We start from the raw sequence: 18,304 nt of genomic DNA, 5'->3' as shown, positions 1-18,304 counted from the left end.
AAGCCCGGTTCTCGTTGCCTAGAGCCGCGGGTCCACCGGCTCCGACTCCAGGGCGAGAACCGCGAACACCGCTTCGTGCACGCGCCACAGCGGCTCACCCGCCGCGAGCCGGTCGAGGGCCTCAAGGCCGAGCGCGTACTCACGGACGGCGAGCGAGCGCTTGTGGCCGAGGAAGCGGTCGCGCAGCTTGTCGAGGTGGTCGGGCCGTGTGTACTCCGGGCCGTAGATGATCCGGAGGTACTCGCGTCCGCGGCACTTGATGCCGGGCTGCACGATCCGGCCCTTACCGTCCCTGACCAGCGCCTCGACCGGCTTGACGACCATGCCCTCGCCGCCGCGGCTGGTCATCTCCAGCCACCAGTCGATGCCCGCCTGGACCGACGCCTCGTCGCCCGTGTCGACGTAGAGCCGCCGGGTGGTCTGCAGCAGGCCGGTGCCGTCGTGCTCCACCATGCGGTCGATCAGGGCGAGCTGTCCGTCGTGCGGGAGCGCGGCGAGGCTGCGGCCCTGGACGGCCAGGATCTGGAACGGCGCGAGACGCACGCCCTCCAGGCCCTCGGTCGGCCAGCAGTAGCGGCGGTAGGCGTCCGTGAACGCGGCGGCGTCCACGGCTCGTTCGCGCTGCTTGGCCAGGAGCCCCCCGGTGTCCACGCCGCGCGCCGTCGCCGCTTCCAGGGCGGCGATCGCGCCGGGGAAGACGGCTCCGGCCGCGGCGCCCACGGCCGCGTACTGCGTGCGGAGCAGGCCGGAGGCCTTCAGCGACCAGGGCATCAACTCGGCGTCGAGCAGCAGCCAGTCGCCCGCGCCGGAGGCGCTATCGGACTCAGCGAGCTCCTGCCACAGTCCCGCCTCGGTGACGGCGTCGCGCACCCGGCCGAGTATCTCCTCGGTGATCTCCGGGTCGTCGAAGAAGGGACGTCCCGTACGGGTGCAGAGCGAGCCGGTCGGGCCGTCCACGCCGAAGCGCTCGCGGGCCACGTCCGCGTCACGGCACACCAGGGCCACGGCGCGCGAGCCCATGTGCTTCTCCTCGCACACGACCCGGCCCACCCCGTCCTTGGCGTACGAGGCGAAGGCCTCGGCCGGGTGCTCCAAATAGCCCTCACGCTGCGATGTCGCGGTCGGGGCCATCGTCGGCGGGAGGTAGGGAAGGAGCCGCGGGTCCACGGCGAAACGGCTCATGACCTCAAGGGCCGCCGCCGCGTTCTCCTCGCGCACCGCGACACGGCCGGCGTGACCGGTCTCCACGGCGCGGCGGCCGTGCACGTCGTTCAGGTCGAGCGGACGGCCGTCGTGGCCGCCGGGGGCCTCCGTGCGGAGCGGCCTGGCCGGTTCGTACCAGACCTGCTCCGCCGGTACGTCGACCAGTTCGCGCTCCGGCCAGCGCAGCGCGGTGAGCCTGCCGCCGAACACGGCACCGGTGTCCAGGCAGATGGTGTTGTTCAGCCAGGTCGCCGTCGGCACGGGGGTGTGGCCGTAGACCACGGCGGCGCTGCCGCGGTAGTCCTCCGCCCACGGGTAGCGCACGGGCAGGCCGAACTCGTCGGTCTCGCCGGTGGTGTCGCCGTACAACGCGTGCGAGCGCACCCGGCCCGACGTCCGCCCGTGGTACTTCTCGGGCAGACCCGCGTGGCAGACGACGAGCTTGCCCCCGTCGAGGACGTAGTGCGAGACGAGGCCGTCCACGAACTCCCGCACGCTCGCGCGAAACTCCTCGCTCTCGGCGTCCAACTGCTCGACGGTCTCGGCGAGTCCGTGGGTGTGCTGGACCTTGCGGCCCTTGAGATAGCGGCTGAGCTTGTTCTCGTGATTACCCGGCACGCACAGGGCGCTGCCGTCGCCGACCATCGACATCACGCGGCGCAGCACGCCCGGCGAGTCCGGTCCGCGGTCGACGAGGTCGCCCACGAACACGGCCGTACGCCCTTCGGGGTGCGCGCCGTCCACGTAACCGAGCTTGCCGAGCAGCGTCTCCAGCTCGGCGGCGCAGCCGTGGATGTCGCCGATGATGTCGAAGGGTCCTGTGAGGTGCGAGAGGTCGTTGTAGCGCTTCTCGGTGACGATGGTGGCGTGGTCGACCTCCTCCACGCCCTTGAGGACGTGCACCTTCCTGAACCCCTCGCGCTCCAAGTGCTTGAGCGAGCGCCGCAGTTCGCGCTGGTGGCGCTGGATGACACGGCGGGGCATGCCGGCCCGGTCGGCGCGCCCCGCGTTGCGTGCGGCGCAGACGTCCTCGGGCACGTCCAGGACGATGGCGATGGGCAGGACGTCGTACTGCCTGGCCAGCTCGATGAGCTGCTTGCGGCTCTCGCTCTGCACGTTCGTCGCGTCGACGACGGTGCGGCGGCCCGCGGCGAGGCGCTTGCCCGCGATGTAGTGCAGCACGTCGAAGGCGTCGCCGCTCGCGCCCTGGTCGTTCTCGTCGTCGGCGACGAGGCCGCGGCAGAAGTCGCTGGAGAGGACCTCGGTGGGCTTGAAGTGCTTGCGGCCGAAGGTCGACTTGCCGGAGCCGGTGGCGCCGACGAGGACGACGAGGGAGAGGTCGGTGACGGGCAGCACACGTCCCGCGTGAGTGGCTTCCGTGCTGGAGCCGCTGCTGGTTTCGTTCGTCATGCCGCCTGCACCTCCTTCGCCTTCGTGTCGGTCTTGTCGGTCTTGAGGGTGGTCTTGTCGTCCGTCTTGTCGGCCTGCGTGAACACGGCCATCTGGGTCGGCGGCCCCACCTCGGGGTCGTTCTCCCCGATGGGCACGAACTCCACTCCGTAGCCATGCCGTTCGGCCACCTGCCGGGCCCAGCCCCGGAACTCCTCGCGCGTCCACTCGAACCGGTGGTCGCCGTGCCGGACGTGCCCGGCGGCGAGCGTCTCCCAGCGGACGTTGTACTCGACGTTCGGTGTCGTCACGAGCACGGTGCGCGGCCGGGCCGAGCCGAACACGGCGTACTCCAGGGCGGGCAGCCGCTCCTCGTCGAGGTGCTCGATGACCTCGCTGAGCACCGCCGCGTCGTACCCCTTGAGCCGCTTGTCCGTGTAGGCGAGCGAGCCCTGGAAGAGCTTGACCCGCTCGGCCTGCCGCTCGCCCATGCGGTCGAGCTTCAGCCGCCGCGACGCGATGGTCAGCGCCCGCATCGACACATCGACACCGGCTATCTCGGTGAACCGGGTGTCCTTGAGCAGCTCCTGGACCAACTGGCCCTGCCCGCAGCCGAGATCGAGCACGCGACCGGCACCGGCGCCGGCCAGCGCCGCGAGGATCGCCTCGCGCCGCAGCACGGCGAGCGGGACGGGCCTGCCCGTGCTCTCCGCGCGCTCCTCGCCCTCGGGGTCAGCGCTCTCCTCGACGACCGCGTTGTCGATGTCCTCGACATCCGTGTCGTCCGCGTCCGCGAGCCGCACCAGTTCCAACCGCTGCATGGCCTCCTGGGTCAGCGACCAGCGCCGCGCGAGATAGCGGCTGGTGATGACCTTCTGCTCCGGGTGGTCCGCGAGCCAGCCCTCACCGGCGCGCAGCAGCTTGTCGACCTCGTCAGGCGAGACCCAGTAGTGCTTGGCGTCGTCGAGCACGGGGAGCAGGACATAGAGGTGCCGAAGCGCCTCACCCAAGGTCAACTTCCCGTCCGGGACGTCGAGTACGAGGTGGACGTACCGCGAGTCGCCCCACTCCGGGAACTGCTCGTCCAGCGGAATCCGCGTCACCGTGACCGTCCAGCCCAGCGGCTCGAACAGCTTGCGCACCAGGTCGGCGCCGCCCCGCGCGGGCAGCGCGGGCACCTCGATGCGCAGCGGCAGCGGCTGCCCCGCCCGCTCGGGCCGCGCGTTGCACACCCCGCGCATGGCGCTGGAGAACACCGCGCTCAGCGCCACGGCGAGCAGCGACGAAGCGGCGTAGGGCCGGTCGTTCACATACTGTGCGAGCGCGGCATCGGGCGCCCCGCCCCGGCCCTTGCCCTTTCCCCGCCGCACCAGCGCCACGGGATCCACCTCGAGCAGCAGCGCCGCGGTGCAACGCTCCACGGACGCCTCGGGGTAGAGGACATGCGCGGTGCCGTAGGAAGTGGAGAACGCCTGCGCCTTCTCGGGATGCTTGTGCAGCAGGAAACCGAGGTCGGTCGCGGGGCTCTCAGGGGTACCGGAAGTACTGATCGTCAGGAACACGGGTATGCCTCGAAACGCAATCTGAACTGCGGAAACTTACGGTTGCGGCTCCAGCGCGCCTCTAGACCGTACAGCGAACATCACGGACTCACTCAGGGGTTTTTCGCTCCCCGTCAGGGGCCCTTCAGCCCTCGACCCAGCCGTGGCTCCTGCCGTGCTGCACCAGTTGTTCGCGGAGGTGCTTGATCTGCTCACCGGTCATCCACGGAGCCGCGCCGAGCAGCAGCTCGGTCACCTCGAACGAGTACTCCGCGACGCTCAGCACATCGCAGGTCGGCTCCTCGCCGTCGTCGAACCCCGCGGCGGACGCCTGGATCGACGGGGGCATCTGCGCCCTGCCACCGACGAACGGCACTGCCGCCGACGCCTGCGCCCCCTTGGGGAGGCGGACGGAGGACGCCTTGGGGCCGCGCTCGCCCTCCTCGATCTCGAACTCGACCAGCGCCCCCGTGTGCACCAGAGGCTCCGGGATCAGCAGGTCGTTGGCGTGCAGGAACACGTCTTCCCCACCATGCTCCGGGGCGATGAATCCATACCCTCGCGCGCCGTCGAACCGGACAACCCTGCCAGCGACCATCTCGACCCCAACCCCCACACCATCTCCGGGCCCCTCGCCCGGACAGCCAGTGCCGAAGCCTAACCTCCGCTCCCCTGCGCCGTACGACCGAGCGTCCCCTCAGGCCCCGGCCGTCGGCGGCGGCAACACGGCCCGTGCGGGACTGAAAGTGGAACGGGCATCCGGGCAAGATAGCTGCATGGACCTTCGAATCTTCACCGAACCGCAGCAGGGTGCGACCTACGAGACGCTCCTCCGCGTCGCCAAGGCCACCGAGGACCTCGGCTACAGCGCCTTCTTCCGCTCCGACCACTACCTCGTGATGGGCTCCTCCGACGGTCTCCCCGGCCCCACGGACGCCTGGATCACCCTCGCGGGCCTGGCCCGTGAGACCCGCCGGATCCGGCTCGGCACCCTGATGACCGCGGGCACCTTCCGGCTGCCCGGCGTCCTCGCCATCCAGGTCGCGCAGGTCGACCAGATGTCGGGCGGCCGCATCGAACTCGGCCTCGGCTCGGGGTGGTACGAGGCGGAGCACGCCGCGTACGGAATCCCCTTCCCGAAGGAGAAGTTCGGTCGCCTGGAGGAGCAACTCGCCATCGTCACCGGCCTGTGGGAGACCCCGGTCGGCGAACGGTTCACCTTTGACGGCACCTACTACCAACTCGCCGATTCCCCCGCCCTTCCCAAGCCCGCGCAGCCCAAGGTGCCCGTCCTCATCGGCGGACACGGCGCCAAGCGGACGCCGGCCCTCGCGGCCCGCTACGCGAGCGAGTTCAACATCCCCTTCGCCTCTCTTTCCGACACCGAGCAGCAGTTCAAGCGGGTCCGCGCCGCCGCCGAAGAGATCGGCCGCAAGGCCGACGACCTCACCTACTCCAACGCGCTGGTGGCCTGCGTCGGCAAGACGGACGCGGAGGTGAAGCGCCGCGCCGACGCGATCGGGCGCGAGGTGGAGGACCTGAAGGCGAACGGACTCGCGGGCTCCCCCGCCGAGGTCGTCGAGAAGATCGCCGCCTACCAGGCCGTCGGCTCGCAGCGCATGTACCTCCAAATGCTCGACCTGGACGACCTCGACCACCTGGAGCTGATCTCCTCGCAGGTCATGTCGCAGCTGAGCTGACCGCGGCGCGCCCACCCCTCGGCCGCCGAGCGGCCCCGGTGCAGTAGGCCTCCGTGCATTCGGCCTCCGTGCCTTCGGAGCCGGTCGCGCTCCCGTCAACTCCACCGGTGCCGCCGGTCCCGCGCGGCCCCGGCCGGGTGAAATTCCGTCAACCCGGCATCCGGTGTGGCCCCGCCCCAGTGACCCGCCGCCGCAGGTGATCGTTGGCTCGGGCGGAGCCGGACCGCCCGGCACCCGCGCCGGCGGCCGCTGCTGGTGCGTCGCTCGCATCAGCAGCCCTCCACCACCGGGAGGGCGAGGGCCGAGGAGGCCGTCATGTCCCAGGAAGCCGTACCCGATCAGGAGGCCGCGCGCGAACCGTCCGTGCCCGAGCAGCAGGGCCCACCCAAGGGCCTGCTCCAGCAGATGGAGGAGCTGATGGCCGCGCTCAACGCGGATCTGACTCAGCTCGACGCGGATCTGCAGCAGTCGACGACGGCCGGCGACACCGCACCCCCCGCCCCTCGTCCCCCCGCCGGCGACGAGCCCACCCGCTTCTGACGGCGCCGGCACTCCCCCGGCGCCTGTGCCGCCCGGCCGCCCGCGGCCCCCGTCACGGCGCCGGGTCATGGCGCCCCCGCAGCCGAGTCCGGCTCGGGCAGGCTCTGTTCGCGGACCGCGAGTCTGCGCAGCATCTCGAGCACCCGGTCCCGCGCCTCGTCGGCGGCGTCGATCGCTTCCATGCACTGCCAGTACACCCCCTCGTCGTCCGCGCCCATGGCCACGGCGACGAGCGCGATCCCCGCCTCGCCGAGCAGTTCGTCGAGCCCCCGCAGCACCTCGTGCGCCCGGCCGATACCGGTCAGCCGCGCCGCCCGGATGCCCTCCGTGCCGAGACCCGGGGCATCGAGGACCCCGCAGCCCCTGCCGCCGACTTCGCTCAGGCCCAGCGCCTCGCCCCGTAACTCCGGAGGTCCGGCGATCGCGAGGCGGCTGCCGATCGCCTGCGCGAGGGCCTGGGACTGCCATACCTCGGCCACGACGTCCGACGGCTCCTGGCTCCGCGCCAGCGCGTGCCTGCTCGCCTCGATGAGCCGCATCGCCTCCATGCTCACCCCCACCCATCCCGCGCATCCGTCGCACGATCGCCCGAACTCCCTTACCCGCTACCCAGAGTGAGTGCCAGCGGGACGAAAAGCCAGAGCAACCCGGAAATCTGTGGACAAGCTATCGACTGTGGACAACGCGTCCACTCCGGAGAGTGACAAATCTACGCGCCATAGATAGACGTTGGGTAGGGGTCGTGGGCCGATGTGGGGCAAGTGGTGGACAGGCGATCTCACTTCGCCGGAAAGCGCTGCTCGTTCCGGTCGATCTTCGCTGCGAGCGCCGCCAGCGCGTCGATGCCGAGCACCTCGCAGAACTGCAGCAAGTAGGCGAGCACATCGGCGACCTCGTCCGTCACCCGATGCGCCGAGCCGGGGTCCTCCATCACCCGTGCCGACTGCTCGGGGGTCAACCACTGGAAGATCTCGACCAGTTCGGACGCCTCCACGCTGAGCGCGGCGGCCAGGTTCTTCGGCGTGTGGTACTGCTCCCAGTCCCGCTTGGCCGCGAAGTCGGCCAGCCTGCGCTGCAGTCCCGCTACATCAAGTTCCGTCACGCCTCCAGGTCTACCATCGCGGCCCCGCCGACCAGATCCGCCCACGACGCGTCGCTCACCGTCCCGACGAGGCGAATGTGTCCGCGTTCGCAGGTACGCGCCGCCAGTTCGGCCAGGGCGCGCTTCTGCCGCTGGTCCAGGAAGTGGTCGAGGCCGTCGGCGAGCACGGTGAGGTTCTGGTAGGCCGACGGCACCTCGGCCACCGGGTCCACCTCAAGGACTCCGGGACCGGTGAGCAGTACCAGCGCGAGCGCCAGATACCTCAACTCGCCGTCCCCGAGCCGCCCGACGGGCGTTCTGATCCCACCGCCCCGGTCGATGAACGCGTGGACCGACCCGTCGTAGGCCACCTCCGAGACCACGTCGGCGACCGGCCCCGCACACCCCGCCCGCACCGCGGCCACCAGCCGCGCATGACGCTGCCCGCACTCCTCCCTCGTACGGAGAAGGACCTCCGCGAGGTTGTCGCAGCCGCCCAGCAGGCGGCCCGCGCCGATCATCCCGGGAGGCACGGGCAGCCGCATGCGTCCGGGCCGTGGCGCGCACGGGAACACCGAACGCAGCGCGACCACCACCTGCTCGGCCGCCGCGAGCACCAGGCGCTGCCCCTCGGTCTTCCCCGCGACGCGCAGCGGGAGCAGCGCCGTGCCGAGCCGGTCGTCCGGCAGGGGGCCGCGCGTCACCGGCGTGGAGCCCGCCGTGTGCCAGGCCGCCTGCACCGCGCGCCGCCCCGGGTCGCGTAGCGCCGTCTCCAGGAGGGCGAGCCCGCCCCAGGTCAGCCGCTCGCCCACGACGCGCAGTTCGGGCTCCGCCTGTACGGCGACGTCGAGCCGCACCGCCCCGACGGGCCCGTCGACCGTGCAGCCGATGCGGAATCCGCGCCGCTGCTGCTCGTCACCTCGTGCGCGATCGGGGACGCAGGCCACGGGATCGGCGAAGACGTCGACGAGTTCCTCGCCCGCACCGAGCCGCGCCAGCGCCTCGTACGCGGCGAGCGCCGTGGACTTGCCGCTCCCGCTCGGCCCCGCGACGAGGGTCAGCGGTCCGAGCGGGAACACGGCGCCCCGGTGCGAGGCGAACGCCGATAGCCGCAGTTCGGTGACGCGGCTCCGGTCCGGACCCGGCGGTGGCTCGGCGCCCGCCTCCGGGAGGTGCACAGTCATGTCCGGACGGTAGGCGGCGACGGATCTGGTGAACCGTTCCGCCCAAGTGACCTTCCTACGAATGAGGGATTCCGGCAGGAGGTGCCCAGGCGCCGCACCGCGAGCGGCTATGCGCCTGGCCTATGCCCGACTGCGGCCGTGGCGAACAGCCGGGCCCCCGCCTCGCACAACTGCCCCGCTACGACTGCGCCGCCGCGACAAGTCCCTGCACCTCGGTGCCGGGCGGGGCGAGCAGGAAGACGTTCTTGTCGACCCGGTGCATCCCGCAGCCGAGGCCGAGGACCACGCCGCTGCTGAAGTCCAGGACGCGCTTGGCGACCTCCGTCTCCGCCCCGGTCAGGTCGAGCAGGACCGGAATCTGCGCCATCACGGTCTCGGCGACCTCGCGGGCGTCCGCGAAGACGTTCACCCGCATCACCACAAAACGCCGCCGCGCCTCGGTCTCCGCGTCGGGCATCGCGCGGTGGCCGGGCCAGGACGGCCATTCGTTGCGGCTGCGCAGCGGTACGACCTGGGCGAGCCCTTCCCACTGTTCATCGGTGACGTCGTGGCTGTTCAACGCTCCACCCCGTCCTGGCTCGCACTCGATATCTGCACCGGCTCATTCTTACGCGACCTCACCCGTTCGGCCCAACAGCGACACGGGGCGGGCCGACCAGTGTGCCAGGGCCGGCGGGTCAGTGTCCCAGGAGTCCCACAAGCCCTTCGATGAGACAAACGCGCCAACAGGCCCAGTCGTGACCGCCGTTGTACTCGTTCAGGGTCACCGGGCAGCCGCGCGAGCGCAGCATCTCGTACAGGTCACGATGGTGATCAAGAATTTCTTCCTCACGCAGTCCGACATCCATGCGCACGGCGACGGGGCCGGTCGCACGGCCGTCGAGCCGGGAGACGGGCGCGGACTGGGCCAGGACGTTGCCGAACCGTTCCGGCCGCTGGAAACCCGCGTACAGGGAGGCCAGTCCGCCCAGGCCCTGGCCCGCGACGAGCGTGCGCGCGGGGTCGGTGGTGAGGGGCCAGCGGCCGGCCGCCCACGGCAGCAGTTCGTCGGCGAGGAAGCCGACATGGCTGTCGTGCGCGCCCAGTTCCCGGCTGCGCGTGGCCCGGTCGACGGAGTCCGGGGCGAGGACCGCGAGGGGCGGCAGGGCGCCCTCGGCGATGAGGGCGTCCAGAGTGTCCTGGAAGGCGAGCCGCCCGAACCACATGTCGCCGTCGTTCAGCACGAGCACCGGCAGGTCGACTGCGCGGCCACCCGGCGGGAGATACGCCCATACGTCCCGCTCGGCGCCGAGCACCCCGGCGGGCAGCCGGTGCCGCTCGACCCTCCCCCGGGACGCCCCGGCACGCCGATCGGACCAGGCACGCGCGGGCGCGGGCGCCTGCGGGAGTTCGAGCACGGAGGTGTCGCGGTCCGGCCGGCGGCCGGGTGTCCGAAGGTGGTTGAGCGGGTCGGGAGCGGCGTGCGCGGAAAGGGAGAGCAGCCGTCGCCGGAGGAGCTCGGCGGAGGCCGGCGGTTCGCCGGGCGAGACGTCGGCGGCCATCCGGTACGAGGCGCGGTGGTCGGCGCGCAGCCGGTAGGTGAGGTGCCAGATGTCCGTGCCGGGCAGTGGGGTCAGCAGCGCCGCGGCGGGGTCGGCGGGGTCCGTGATGCCCTCGGCGAGGAGCAGGACCTGCCGGGTGGCGCGGTGGCCGCGCCACAGGAACGTCACGGCGCGGTGATCCGGGTCGCCTTCGATGGCTTCGACCAGGGGGGTGCCGTGGCGCGCGGCATCCGCCCAGAACTCCTCCAGGATGACGGCGCGTTCGGCTTCGGGGGCGTCGGCGGCGCGGGCCGCGGCGCGTTGCACGCGGGGCACGGCGCCCGCGATCCTGCGGGGCGCCGCGTCGGCCGCGAGCACCCCCGTGGTGACAGTCATCCGCACACGAAGAGGACCCGCATCGTTCCCCGCCTTCCTGGTCCAGCACACGACAGCAACATCAACTTAGCTTAGCCTAACCTAAGTCAATTGTTGTCATGGAGAACCAGCCTCGCCGCACCCCTCCGCGCCGCCCGAATCAGCCCCTCAGCGGCCGGAAGAACGTCCGCAGCTCCCGCGCCACCTGCTCCGGCTCCTCGTGCGCCATGAAGTGCCCGCCCCGCTTCGGCGTGCTCCAGTGGCGCAGATCCCTGAAGGTGCGCTCGGCCAGGCTCCTGGGGAAGTCCGCGAACGCCGGTTCATGGCTGAGGGTGACGGCGGCGGGGACGGTGATGGGCGGGACGGGCTTGTTCCGGGGGTAGTCGTAGTACTGCCGGAAGGACGAGCCGATGCTGCCGGTGGCCCAGTAGAGCGTCGCGACCGTGAGCAGGGCGTCCTTGTCCCAGCGGGCCTCCAGCTCGCCGCCGCAGTCGCTCCAGTCGCGGTACTTGTCGGCGATCCAGGCGACGAGCCCCGCCGGGGAGTCCATCAGGGCGGCGGCGACGGTGTCCGGGCGGGTGCACATGATCTCGCTGTAGCCCTGGTCGGTCGCGTCGTACGCGTCCAGGGCGTCGAGGAACGTCTGCTCCTCGGGGGTCGGCGGCCCCGCGTCGAACTGCTCCGTGATCACCGCGGACGTGACGTGCACCCCGGCCACCTCCCGCGGGTAGAGCGCGCCGAGCCACTGCGTCACCCCGCCCCCGATGTCCCCGCCGAAGGCCCCGAAGCGTTCGTAGCCCAGGGTCGTGGTCATCAGCTCGTGCCAGATCTCGGCGACGCCTCTGCGCGTGAACGGCTCGCGCGGCAGCTCGGAGTGGAGGAAGCCGGGCAGCGAGGGGATCACCACGTCGAAGGCGTCGGCCGGGTCACCGCCGTGCGCCGCCGGGTCGGCCAGGCGTTCGGCGACCCGCAGCATCTCCACGAAGCTGCTCGGCCAGCCGTGGCTCAGGATCAACGGCAGCGGTGCGGGGGCACCTTCGGGGCGGCGACCGCGCAGATGGACGTAGTGCACGCGCCGTCCGGCGACTTCGGCGACGTACTGCGGAAAGACGTTGAGCGCGGCCTCGGCGGCGCGCCAGTCGAAGCCGTCCGCCCAGTACGCGACGAGTTCGCGCAGATAACCGGGGTCGACGCCTGCCGCCCAGTACGCGGAGTCGGAGGGCTGGGTGAAGAGGGTGCGCCGCAGGCGCGTACGCAGGTCGTCCAGTACGTCGTCGGAGACGGAGGTCCGGAAAGGAGCGGGTTCGGCTGTCATGGTTCCTTCGGTACGAGAGGCAAGGGGTGCCACAGCGCCACAGCGCCGAACCGCGGCTACGCGGCAGCAGCTTGCGACGGGCAGGCCCATGATGCGCGACGCGCAAGAATCTGCCCATGGATTTTGACCAGACCGCTGACCAGACAGCTGACCGGATCGCTGACCAGAACTCTGACCGTACGGATGCCTACCTGCGGCGCATCGGCGCCGACCGCCCCACCGCGCCCACCACGCACGCCCTGCGCGATCTGCATCTCGCGCACCTGCTCGCCGTTCCCTTCGAGAACCTCTCCATCCACCTCGGCGAGAACATCGAACTCACCGACGACGCCCTGGTGGCCAAGGTCGTCGACGCCCACCGCGGCGGCTTCTGCTACGAACTCAACGGGGCCTTCGCCGCGTTGCTCACCTCGCTCGGCTTCGAGGTGACGCTGTTGCAGGCCCGCGTGTACGACGACACCGGGACCCCCGGGATCCCCTACGACCACCTGGCGTTGCGTGTGCGCACCTCCGACGGCGGCGACTGGCTCGCGGACGTCGGCTTCGGCACCCACAGCCACTTCCCGCTGGCCTACGGCGAACGCGGCGAGCAGCAGGACCCCGGCGGCACCTTCCGCATCACCGAGACCGCCGAGGGCGACCTGGACGTCAGCAGGGACGGCAAGGCGCAGTACGTGGTCGACCGGCGCCCGCGCGCCCTCGGCGACTTCACGTCCGGCGCCTGGTGGCACCGCACCTCGCCCACGTCCCACTTCACGCGGTCGCTGGTCTGCTCGATGCTCACCGGGACCGGGCGGATCACCCTCAGCGGCCGCACCCTCACCACGACGACAGCAGGTGAGCGGCACACCGCCGAACTGGCCACGGACGCCGAGGTGCTCGACGCGTACGCCACGCACTTCGGCATCACCCTGAAGCAGGTGCCGCAGGTGCGGAAGACCGCGTCCCCCGGAGGCGATGTCACCTCTTGACCTTTCCTCCAAGGGAGGTGGCATCTGCTATGGAGAAAGACCCAGAAGTGTTGTAGATGCCAGGTGGGGCGGCATATCGTGACGCGCATGCAGTCCTACACCATCGGACAGGCGGCACGCCTGCTCGGCGTCAGCCCCGACACCGCTCGTCGCTGGGCCGACGCCGGACGGGTCGCCACCCACCGGGACGAGGGCGGCCGCCGGCTCATCGACGGCCGCGCGCTCGCCGCGTTCTCCATCGAGGTCGCACAGGGGCAGGGGGGCAACGGCGAGGACGACGTCCCTTACACCTCTGCCCGCAACGCCTTCCCCGGCATCGTCACCGCCGTGAAGCTGGGCGACGTCGCGGCCCAGGTCGAGATCCAGGCAGGTCCGCACCGGCTCGTCTCGCTCCTGACCCGGGAGGCCGTGGAAGAGCTCGGCCTGGAGGTCGGCATGCAGGCAACCGCCCGCGTGAAGTCCACCAGCGTGCACATCGACCGCACCTGACCTTCGGGTCCGTACCCAAGGCCCTCAGCCAAGGGCCGGTCCGTGCCGCCGGCCGCCGCGTCCCCCAAGGAGTTCCACGCTCATGTCCCTCACTCTCGGTCCCACCAAGCGCCGTACCGCAGCCGCCGTGCTGACGGCCGCGCTGCTCGTCCCGCTCGCCGCCTGCGGCAACGACGACGGCAACGACGGCAAGAAGGACAGCGGCAAGAAGTCCTCGGGCTCAGCCGCCCCGAAGGCCGACCTCACCGTGCTCGCCGCCTCCTCGCTCACCGACGTCTTCAAGACCGCGGGCGCCGCGTACGAGAAGAAGAACCCGGGGACGAAGGTCAACTTCTCCTTCGCCGGTTCGCAGGAACTGGCCGCCCAGGTCAAGCAGGGCGCCCCTGCCGACGCCCTGGTCACCGCCGACACCAAGACCATGGACGGCCTGAAGTCGGACACCGGCAGCCCGTCCGTCATCGCCAAGAACCGCCTGGTCATCGCGGCCGGCGAGGGCAACCCGAAGAAGATCGACGCGCTGAAGGACCTCTCGGACAGCAAGCTGAAGGTCGTCCTCGCCGCACCCGAGGTGCCGGTCGGCCGCTACAGCGAGCAGATCCTGGACGCCCAGAAGATCGACGTGAAGCCGGTCTCGCAGGAGCCCAACGTCCGCGCGGTCCTCAGCAAGGTCGAGCTGGGCGAGGCGGACGCCGGTCTGGTCTACAAGACCGACGCCGCCGCCTCCCCCAAGAAGGTCGACGCGATCAAGATCCCCGACGCCGAGAACGCGATCGCCTCGTACCCCGCGGCCACCCTGAAGACGTCGAAGCACGGCGAGGCAGCGGCGGCGTTCGTGAAGTGGCTGGCCACGCCCGAGGCCCAGAAGATCCTCCAGGACGCGGGCTTCGAGAAGCCGTAGCCCGTCGGCCCCGTCCTTCCGCTGGAGGCCCGCCCTCCTCCGGCCGGGCGGGGCCACACCCGCCGGGGTGAGGGGGCCGACCGCCTCCCCGGTCGGGGGCGTACCGGCCGTCTCCCGGAACGCCCCGGACGCCCCCTCACCTCGTAGCACCGCACCGAGCGCACCCCAGGGACCACGATGAAACGCCTGCGTGGCCGCACCGCCGGCCCCCGCACCCCGATCGCCCTCGCGGTCCCCGCGCTGCTCGCCATCGCGTTCCTGATGCTGCCGCTGCTCGGGATCCTGCTGCGGACCGAGTGGAGTGCGCTCGGGTCCCATCTGACCAGCGAGGGGACCACGCAGGCGCTGCGGCTGTCCCTCGTCGTCTCCTTCTGGGCGCTGGGGCTCTCCCTGCTGCTCGGGGTGCCGCTCGCCTGGCTGCTCGCCCGTGTCGACTTTCCCGGCAAGGCGGTCGTACGGTCCCTGGTGCTGCTCCCGATGGTGCTTCCGCCCACCGTGGGCGGCGTCGCCCTGCTGCTCGCCTTCGGGCGGCGCGGGCTGCTCGGCCCGTGGCTGGAGGGCACGTTCGGGATCACCCTGCCGTTCCACACGTCCGGCGCGGTGCTCGCCGCGACCTTCGTCGCGATGCCGTTCCTCGTCATCAGCCTGGAAGGCGCGCTCGGTGGCCTCCGCCCCCGTTACGAGGAGACCGCGGCGTCCCTGGGCGCCTCGCCCGTACGGGTGTTTTGCACCGTCACGCTGCCCATGGTCGCCCCCGGGCTCATCGCGGGTGCCGCCCTGACCTGGGCGCGGGCCCTGGGCGAGTTCGGCGCGACCATCACCTTCGCCGGGAACCTCCCCGGCACCACGCAGACCCTGCCCCTCCAGGTGTACCTGCTGCTCCAGGACTCCCCCGAGGCCGCGACCTCCGTGTCGCTGCTGCTGCTCGCCATCGCCATGGCGGTGCTCGTCGCCCTGCGCGGCCGCTGGATGAGCACTCCGGGCACCCGGCGCCAAGGGCGGTCCGAGCGGCTGCCGGACGAGACGGACTCGCCTGCGTTGCCCCGAGCCGCCGACGCAGGGCCTGTTGACGCGGGGTCCGCCGATGCCGAGCCCGTGCCGCCGTCCACGTCCACGGAGCGCTGGTCCCTGCACGCCGAGGTCACCGGCTTCAACCAGCTCACCCTGGACGCGGAACCGGGCACCACGATCGCCGTCGTCGGACCCAACGGCGCGGGCAAGACCACGCTGTTGCGCGCGCTTCTCGGCCTCACCCCGCGCGCCCACGCCGCGCTCCGGCTCGGTGACACCGACGTCACCGACCTGCCGCCGCACCGCCGCCACGTCGCCTGGGTGCCGCAGGACGGTGCCCTGTTCCCGCACATGAGCGCCCTCGCCAACACGGCGTACGGGCCGCGTGCGCTGGGTGTCCCGAGGGCCGAGGCCCGGCGGCGCGCACAGGAGTGGCTCGACCGGCTCGGCGTCGGGCACCTCGCGCACCGCAGGCCGGCACAGGTCTCCGGCGGTCAGGCCCAACGGGTGGCGCTGGCGCGGGCGTTGGCGGCCCGCCCCCGGCTGCTCCTGCTCGACGAACCGCTCGCCGCGCTCGACCAGACGACGCGGGCCCATGTGCGCCACACCCTGCGCACGCATCTCGACACCTTCGGCGGCGTCTGCCTGATCGTCACGCACGACCCCGTCGAGGCGGTGTCCCTCGCCGACCGGGTGCTCGTACTCGACCAAGGGCTCGCCCTGCAGGACGAGGCGCCCGCCGAGGTGACCCGGCACCCCCGCTCTCCGTGGGTGGCCAGGATGCTGGGCCGCAACGCCTGGTCCGGCACCGCGGTGCCGGAGGGGCTCGCCCTGCCCGGCGGCGGGACCCTCGTGATCGCCGACCCGCTCCCGGCGGGCACCGAGGCGCTGGCGATCATCGCGCCGGAGGCGGTCTCCGTGCACCGCGACAAGCCCACCGGCAGTCCCCGCAACGTCTGGCCCGGCACCATCCGCGAGATCACCACCAGCGGCAGCCGCCTCCGCCTGCTGATCACCTCGCCCCAGGCACCCGATCTGGTCGCCGAGATCACCCCGCAGGCGGCGGCCGAGCTCGGCCTCACCGACGGTACGCGGGTGTGGACCAGCGTGAAGGCGACGGAGACCACGGTCGTGCCCACCTGAGCCGCCCGGCTCCGCGCCCCGTCACCTGGGCGGCGTCAGCCGAAGAGCTCGTGGTCGGCCAGGACCTCGGCGATCAGCCGCCGGTCGACGGCCGCCCGCTCCGGATCGGTGTCGATGTGCCCGGTCAGGGTCAGCAGGCTCTTCCACAGCAGCCAGCCGCGGGCCCGCGCCCAGGTGCCCTCGTCGTGGCCGACCGCGCGCCGGAACGCCTCCCTGCTCTCCCCCGAGAACATCCCCCACGCGATGACGAGGTCGCAGGCCGGGTCCCCGACGCCCGACGTGCCGAAGTCGATGACGGCGGTGAGCTTGCCGTCGGCTACCAGGAGGTTGCCCGGGGCGATGTCACCGTGGAACCACACGGGCGTCCCGTGCCACTCGGCGGCGAGGGCGGCCTCCCAGACGGCCGCCGCCCTGCCGGTGTCGACGCGTCCCTCCAGTGCGGCGAGGCACCGCCGGGTCTCCTCGTCGTAGTACGCCGGTGACGCCCCCCGGTACCAGCTGTGCTCGCCCGCGAGCGGGCCTCCGGTGGCGTCGCAGCGCTGGAGCGCGAGGATGAACTCCGCGACGGAGAGCGCGAACTGGGCCATGTCGTCGATGCGTCCGGGCGCGGCCGTCTCGCCGTCCAGCCAGCCGCGGACGGACCACGGGTAGGGATAGCCCTCGCCCGGCGCGCCCTCGCCCAGGATCGGCGGGACGGCGAACGGCAGGGACGGCGCGAGCCGGGGCAGCCACTCGTTCTCCTTGGCCACCGCGGGCACATAGCCGGCGGCGGTGGGCAGCCGGGCCGTCAGGCTGTCCCCGATGCGGTAGGTCCGGTTGTCCCAGCCGTCGACCTCCACCGGCCTGACCGGCAGGTCGCGCCACTGCGGGAACTGCTCGGCGATCAAACGCTTCACCAGGGCGGCGTCGATTCCGGCGCGGCCGTCGGGAGGAGTCGGAACCATGCGGGGATCATCACCTCCTGCGATCGCGTCGCGCAACGAATTATCGAGTTGTCGAGCGATTGGAACGACTTCAGTCAACAGTGATCACGACGGCTGTGATGCCTCGCGCGGACCCTAGGCTCTGCCCCATGGATGCCAGTTCTGTGACCAGGACGGTCTCCGTCACCCGTATGAACTCCGGGGACCACGCCTGCCTCGGATTCGACGACGACGAAACCCGCTGGGAACTCCGTGCCGCGTACGCCGACATCGGTCTGTCGCGCGGCGAGCAGGTGGTGTTCTTCACCGACCGGACCACCACTCCCGCCCTCGCGGCCGAGCGGCTGAGCGTCGGCGGCTTCCCGCTGGGTCCCGCGCTCATGGACGGACGGCTCGCCGTGGTCAACGAAGTCCCCGGGTTCGACCCGGACACCGGCTTCGACCCGGACGAACGGGCCAAGACCTGGGCCGAGTTGACGGACAGAGCACGTCACGACGGCTTCTCCGGCATCCGGGTGGTCGGTGACATGGGCTGGGCCGCCGGACCGGGCGTCGACCAGGAACTCCTGGTGGAGTACGAGACCGGGCTCTCGCCGCTCTTCGCCGAGATCGGGTTCACCGCCATCTGTGAGTACGACCGGCGGAAGTTCGGCGACGGCCTCCTTGACCGGGTCCGCCACGCGCACCCCAAACAGGTCCTGCGACACCTCGGCGCCCTGGACATCACCCGGACCGGCACCGAACTGCGGGTCTCCGGAGACGTCGACCTCGCCACACGCGAGGAGTTCGACTCGGCACTCGCGCAGGCCCTGACCGGACCGGACCGCCCCCGCGTACTCGATCTCTCCGAGTTGTGCTTCATGGACGTACACGCCGCATCGACGCTGGTGCGGCTCGCGGGCGGGCTGCCCCGCGACCACCTCCTCGCGGTCCGCTCCCGGCCCGAGCAGGACAGAGTGATACGGCTCTGCGGAGCCGTCGACGTACCTCAACTCGGCCTGGGCGAAGGGTGATCCGCGAA

General features: G+C 71.7%; 17 protein-coding genes. 7 read left to right on the top strand and 10 right to left on the bottom strand.

Going from position 1 to position 18,304, the window contains the following annotated elements:
* Positions 1-18: 18 nt before the first annotated feature.
* The 3 genes from AB0E78_RS36895 to AB0E78_RS36885 all read right to left on the bottom strand — a co-directional run bounded on the left by AB0E78_RS36895 (position 19) and on the right by AB0E78_RS36885 (position 4,731).
* Complete coding sequence (locus AB0E78_RS36895; RefSeq protein WP_361842506.1) at positions 19-2,613, bottom strand: polynucleotide kinase-phosphatase; 2,595 nt, start codon at positions 2,611-2,613, stop codon at positions 19-21.
* Positions 2,610-4,154 (bottom strand): 3' terminal RNA ribose 2'-O-methyltransferase Hen1, encoded by a 1,545-nt coding sequence (locus AB0E78_RS36890; RefSeq protein ID WP_361842504.1) that lies wholly within the window; start codon positions 4,152-4,154, stop codon positions 2,610-2,612. Before AB0E78_RS36890 ends, AB0E78_RS36895 begins: the two co-directional genes overlap by 4 nt.
* A gap of 124 nt (positions 4,155-4,278) precedes the next feature.
* A complete protein-coding gene (locus AB0E78_RS36885; RefSeq protein WP_361842501.1) occupies positions 4,279-4,731 on the bottom strand; it encodes a cold shock domain-containing protein in 453 nt (150 codons plus the stop codon).
* A 178-nt stretch (positions 4,732-4,909) separates the two neighbouring features.
* On the opposite strand from AB0E78_RS36885, the gene AB0E78_RS36880 reads away from it, so the two are divergent.
* Positions 4,910-5,833 (top strand): LLM class F420-dependent oxidoreductase, encoded by a 924-nt coding sequence (locus AB0E78_RS36880; RefSeq protein WP_361842498.1) that lies wholly within the window; start codon positions 4,910-4,912, stop codon positions 5,831-5,833.
* A 315-nt stretch (positions 5,834-6,148) separates the two neighbouring features.
* Entirely contained in the window at positions 6,149-6,373 is a 225-nt protein-coding gene (locus tag AB0E78_RS36875; RefSeq protein WP_361842495.1) for a hypothetical protein, read from the top strand.
* 65 nt (positions 6,374-6,438) lie between these two features.
* Here AB0E78_RS36875 and AB0E78_RS36870 read toward each other — a convergent pair whose 3' ends face one another.
* The 6 genes from AB0E78_RS36870 to AB0E78_RS36845 form a co-directional block, all read right to left on the bottom strand.
* A complete protein-coding gene (locus AB0E78_RS36870; RefSeq protein WP_361842820.1) occupies positions 6,439-6,921 on the bottom strand; it encodes a DUF6099 family protein in 483 nt (160 codons plus the stop codon).
* A gap of 230 nt (positions 6,922-7,151) precedes the next feature.
* Entirely contained in the window at positions 7,152-7,520 is a 369-nt protein-coding gene (locus AB0E78_RS36865; RefSeq protein WP_361842492.1) for a nucleotide pyrophosphohydrolase, read from the bottom strand.
* Positions 7,472-8,638, bottom strand: a complete 1,167-nt coding sequence (locus tag AB0E78_RS36860; protein WP_361842489.1) for an ATP-binding protein — start codon at positions 8,636-8,638, stop codon at positions 7,472-7,474. The genes AB0E78_RS36865 and AB0E78_RS36860 overlap by 49 nt, the downstream gene beginning before the upstream one ends.
* 178 nt (positions 8,639-8,816) lie before the next feature.
* A complete protein-coding gene (locus AB0E78_RS36855; protein WP_361842486.1) occupies positions 8,817-9,197 on the bottom strand; it encodes a cell division protein SepF in 381 nt (126 codons plus the stop codon).
* Positions 9,198-9,315: 118 nt separating this feature from the next.
* Positions 9,316-10,554, bottom strand: coding sequence for an enterochelin esterase (gene fes, locus AB0E78_RS36850; protein ID WP_361842483.1), 1,239 nt, complete (start codon positions 10,552-10,554; stop codon positions 9,316-9,318).
* Positions 10,555-10,693: 139 nt separating this feature from the next.
* Positions 10,694-11,848, bottom strand: coding sequence for an epoxide hydrolase family protein (locus tag AB0E78_RS36845; RefSeq protein ID WP_361842480.1), 1,155 nt, complete (start codon positions 11,846-11,848; stop codon positions 10,694-10,696).
* 116 nt (positions 11,849-11,964) lie between these two features.
* Between AB0E78_RS36845 and AB0E78_RS36840 the strand changes: the two genes are divergently transcribed.
* The 4 genes from AB0E78_RS36840 to AB0E78_RS36825 all read left to right on the top strand — a co-directional run bounded on the left by AB0E78_RS36840 (position 11,965) and on the right by AB0E78_RS36825 (position 16,360).
* On the top strand, positions 11,965-12,819 hold the full coding sequence (locus AB0E78_RS36840) for an arylamine N-acetyltransferase (RefSeq protein ID WP_361842478.1): 855 nt from the start codon (positions 11,965-11,967) through the stop codon (positions 12,817-12,819).
* A gap of 87 nt (positions 12,820-12,906) precedes the next feature.
* Positions 12,907-13,308 (top strand): helix-turn-helix transcriptional regulator, encoded by a 402-nt coding sequence (locus tag AB0E78_RS36835; protein ID WP_361842475.1) that lies wholly within the window; start codon positions 12,907-12,909, stop codon positions 13,306-13,308.
* An 82-nt stretch (positions 13,309-13,390) separates the two neighbouring features.
* Positions 13,391-14,206, top strand: a complete 816-nt coding sequence (gene modA / locus AB0E78_RS36830) for a molybdate ABC transporter substrate-binding protein (RefSeq protein ID WP_361842472.1) — start codon at positions 13,391-13,393, stop codon at positions 14,204-14,206.
* Positions 14,207-14,383: 177 nt separating this feature from the next.
* Positions 14,384-16,360 carry an ABC transporter permease gene (locus AB0E78_RS36825; protein WP_361842469.1) on the top strand — a complete coding sequence of 659 codons (1,977 nt, stop codon included), beginning with the start codon at positions 14,384-14,386 and terminating at the stop codon, positions 16,358-16,360.
* 35 nt (positions 16,361-16,395) lie between these two features.
* Here AB0E78_RS36825 and AB0E78_RS36820 read toward each other — a convergent pair whose 3' ends face one another.
* Positions 16,396-17,304, bottom strand: a complete 909-nt coding sequence (locus tag AB0E78_RS36820) for an aminoglycoside phosphotransferase family protein (RefSeq protein WP_361842466.1) — start codon at positions 17,302-17,304, stop codon at positions 16,396-16,398.
* 128 nt (positions 17,305-17,432) lie between these two features.
* On the opposite strand from AB0E78_RS36820, the gene AB0E78_RS36815 reads away from it, so the two are divergent.
* A complete protein-coding gene (locus AB0E78_RS36815; protein WP_361842463.1) occupies positions 17,433-18,296 on the top strand; it encodes an MEDS domain-containing protein in 864 nt (287 codons plus the stop codon).
* Positions 18,297-18,304 lie beyond the last annotated feature (8 nt).

Origin of the sequence: Streptomyces sp. NPDC032198 (assembly GCF_040636975.1) — a bacterium.
Classification (GTDB): domain Bacteria; phylum Actinomycetota; class Actinomycetes; order Streptomycetales; family Streptomycetaceae; genus Streptomyces.
This window is presented reverse-complemented; position numbering and strand designations above follow the sequence as displayed.

What these genes read in the sequence shown, in the direction of transcription:
- AB0E78_RS36845 (WP_361842480.1), bottom strand. Translation starts at nt 11,848, where the DNA reads ATGACAGCCGAACCCGCTCCTTTCCGGACCTCCGTCTCCGACGACGTA.
- AB0E78_RS36895 (WP_361842506.1), bottom strand. Translation starts at nt 2,613, where the DNA reads ATGACGAACGAAACCAGCAGCGGCTCCAGCACGGAAGCCACTCACGCG.
- AB0E78_RS36880 (WP_361842498.1), top strand. Translation starts at nt 4,910, where the DNA reads ATGGACCTTCGAATCTTCACCGAACCGCAGCAGGGTGCGACCTACGAG.
- modA (WP_361842472.1), top strand. Translation starts at nt 13,391, where the DNA reads ATGTCCCTCACTCTCGGTCCCACCAAGCGCCGTACCGCAGCCGCCGTG.
- AB0E78_RS36840 (WP_361842478.1), top strand. Translation starts at nt 11,965, where the DNA reads ATGGATTTTGACCAGACCGCTGACCAGACAGCTGACCGGATCGCTGAC.
- AB0E78_RS36820 (WP_361842466.1), bottom strand. Translation starts at nt 17,304, where the DNA reads ATGGTTCCGACTCCTCCCGACGGCCGCGCCGGAATCGACGCCGCCCTG.
- AB0E78_RS36885 (WP_361842501.1), bottom strand. Translation starts at nt 4,731, where the DNA reads ATGGTCGCTGGCAGGGTTGTCCGGTTCGACGGCGCGCGAGGGTATGGA.
- AB0E78_RS36825 (WP_361842469.1), top strand. Translation starts at nt 14,384, where the DNA reads ATGAAACGCCTGCGTGGCCGCACCGCCGGCCCCCGCACCCCGATCGCC.
- AB0E78_RS36815 (WP_361842463.1), top strand. Translation starts at nt 17,433, where the DNA reads ATGGATGCCAGTTCTGTGACCAGGACGGTCTCCGTCACCCGTATGAAC.
- AB0E78_RS36875 (WP_361842495.1), top strand. Translation starts at nt 6,149, where the DNA reads ATGTCCCAGGAAGCCGTACCCGATCAGGAGGCCGCGCGCGAACCGTCC.
- fes (WP_361842483.1), bottom strand. Translation starts at nt 10,554, where the DNA reads ATGACTGTCACCACGGGGGTGCTCGCGGCCGACGCGGCGCCCCGCAGG.
- AB0E78_RS36835 (WP_361842475.1), top strand. Translation starts at nt 12,907, where the DNA reads ATGCAGTCCTACACCATCGGACAGGCGGCACGCCTGCTCGGCGTCAGC.
- AB0E78_RS36870 (WP_361842820.1), bottom strand. Translation starts at nt 6,921, where the DNA reads ATGGAGGCGATGCGGCTCATCGAGGCGAGCAGGCACGCGCTGGCGCGG.
- AB0E78_RS36860 (WP_361842489.1), bottom strand. Translation starts at nt 8,638, where the DNA reads ATGACTGTGCACCTCCCGGAGGCGGGCGCCGAGCCACCGCCGGGTCCG.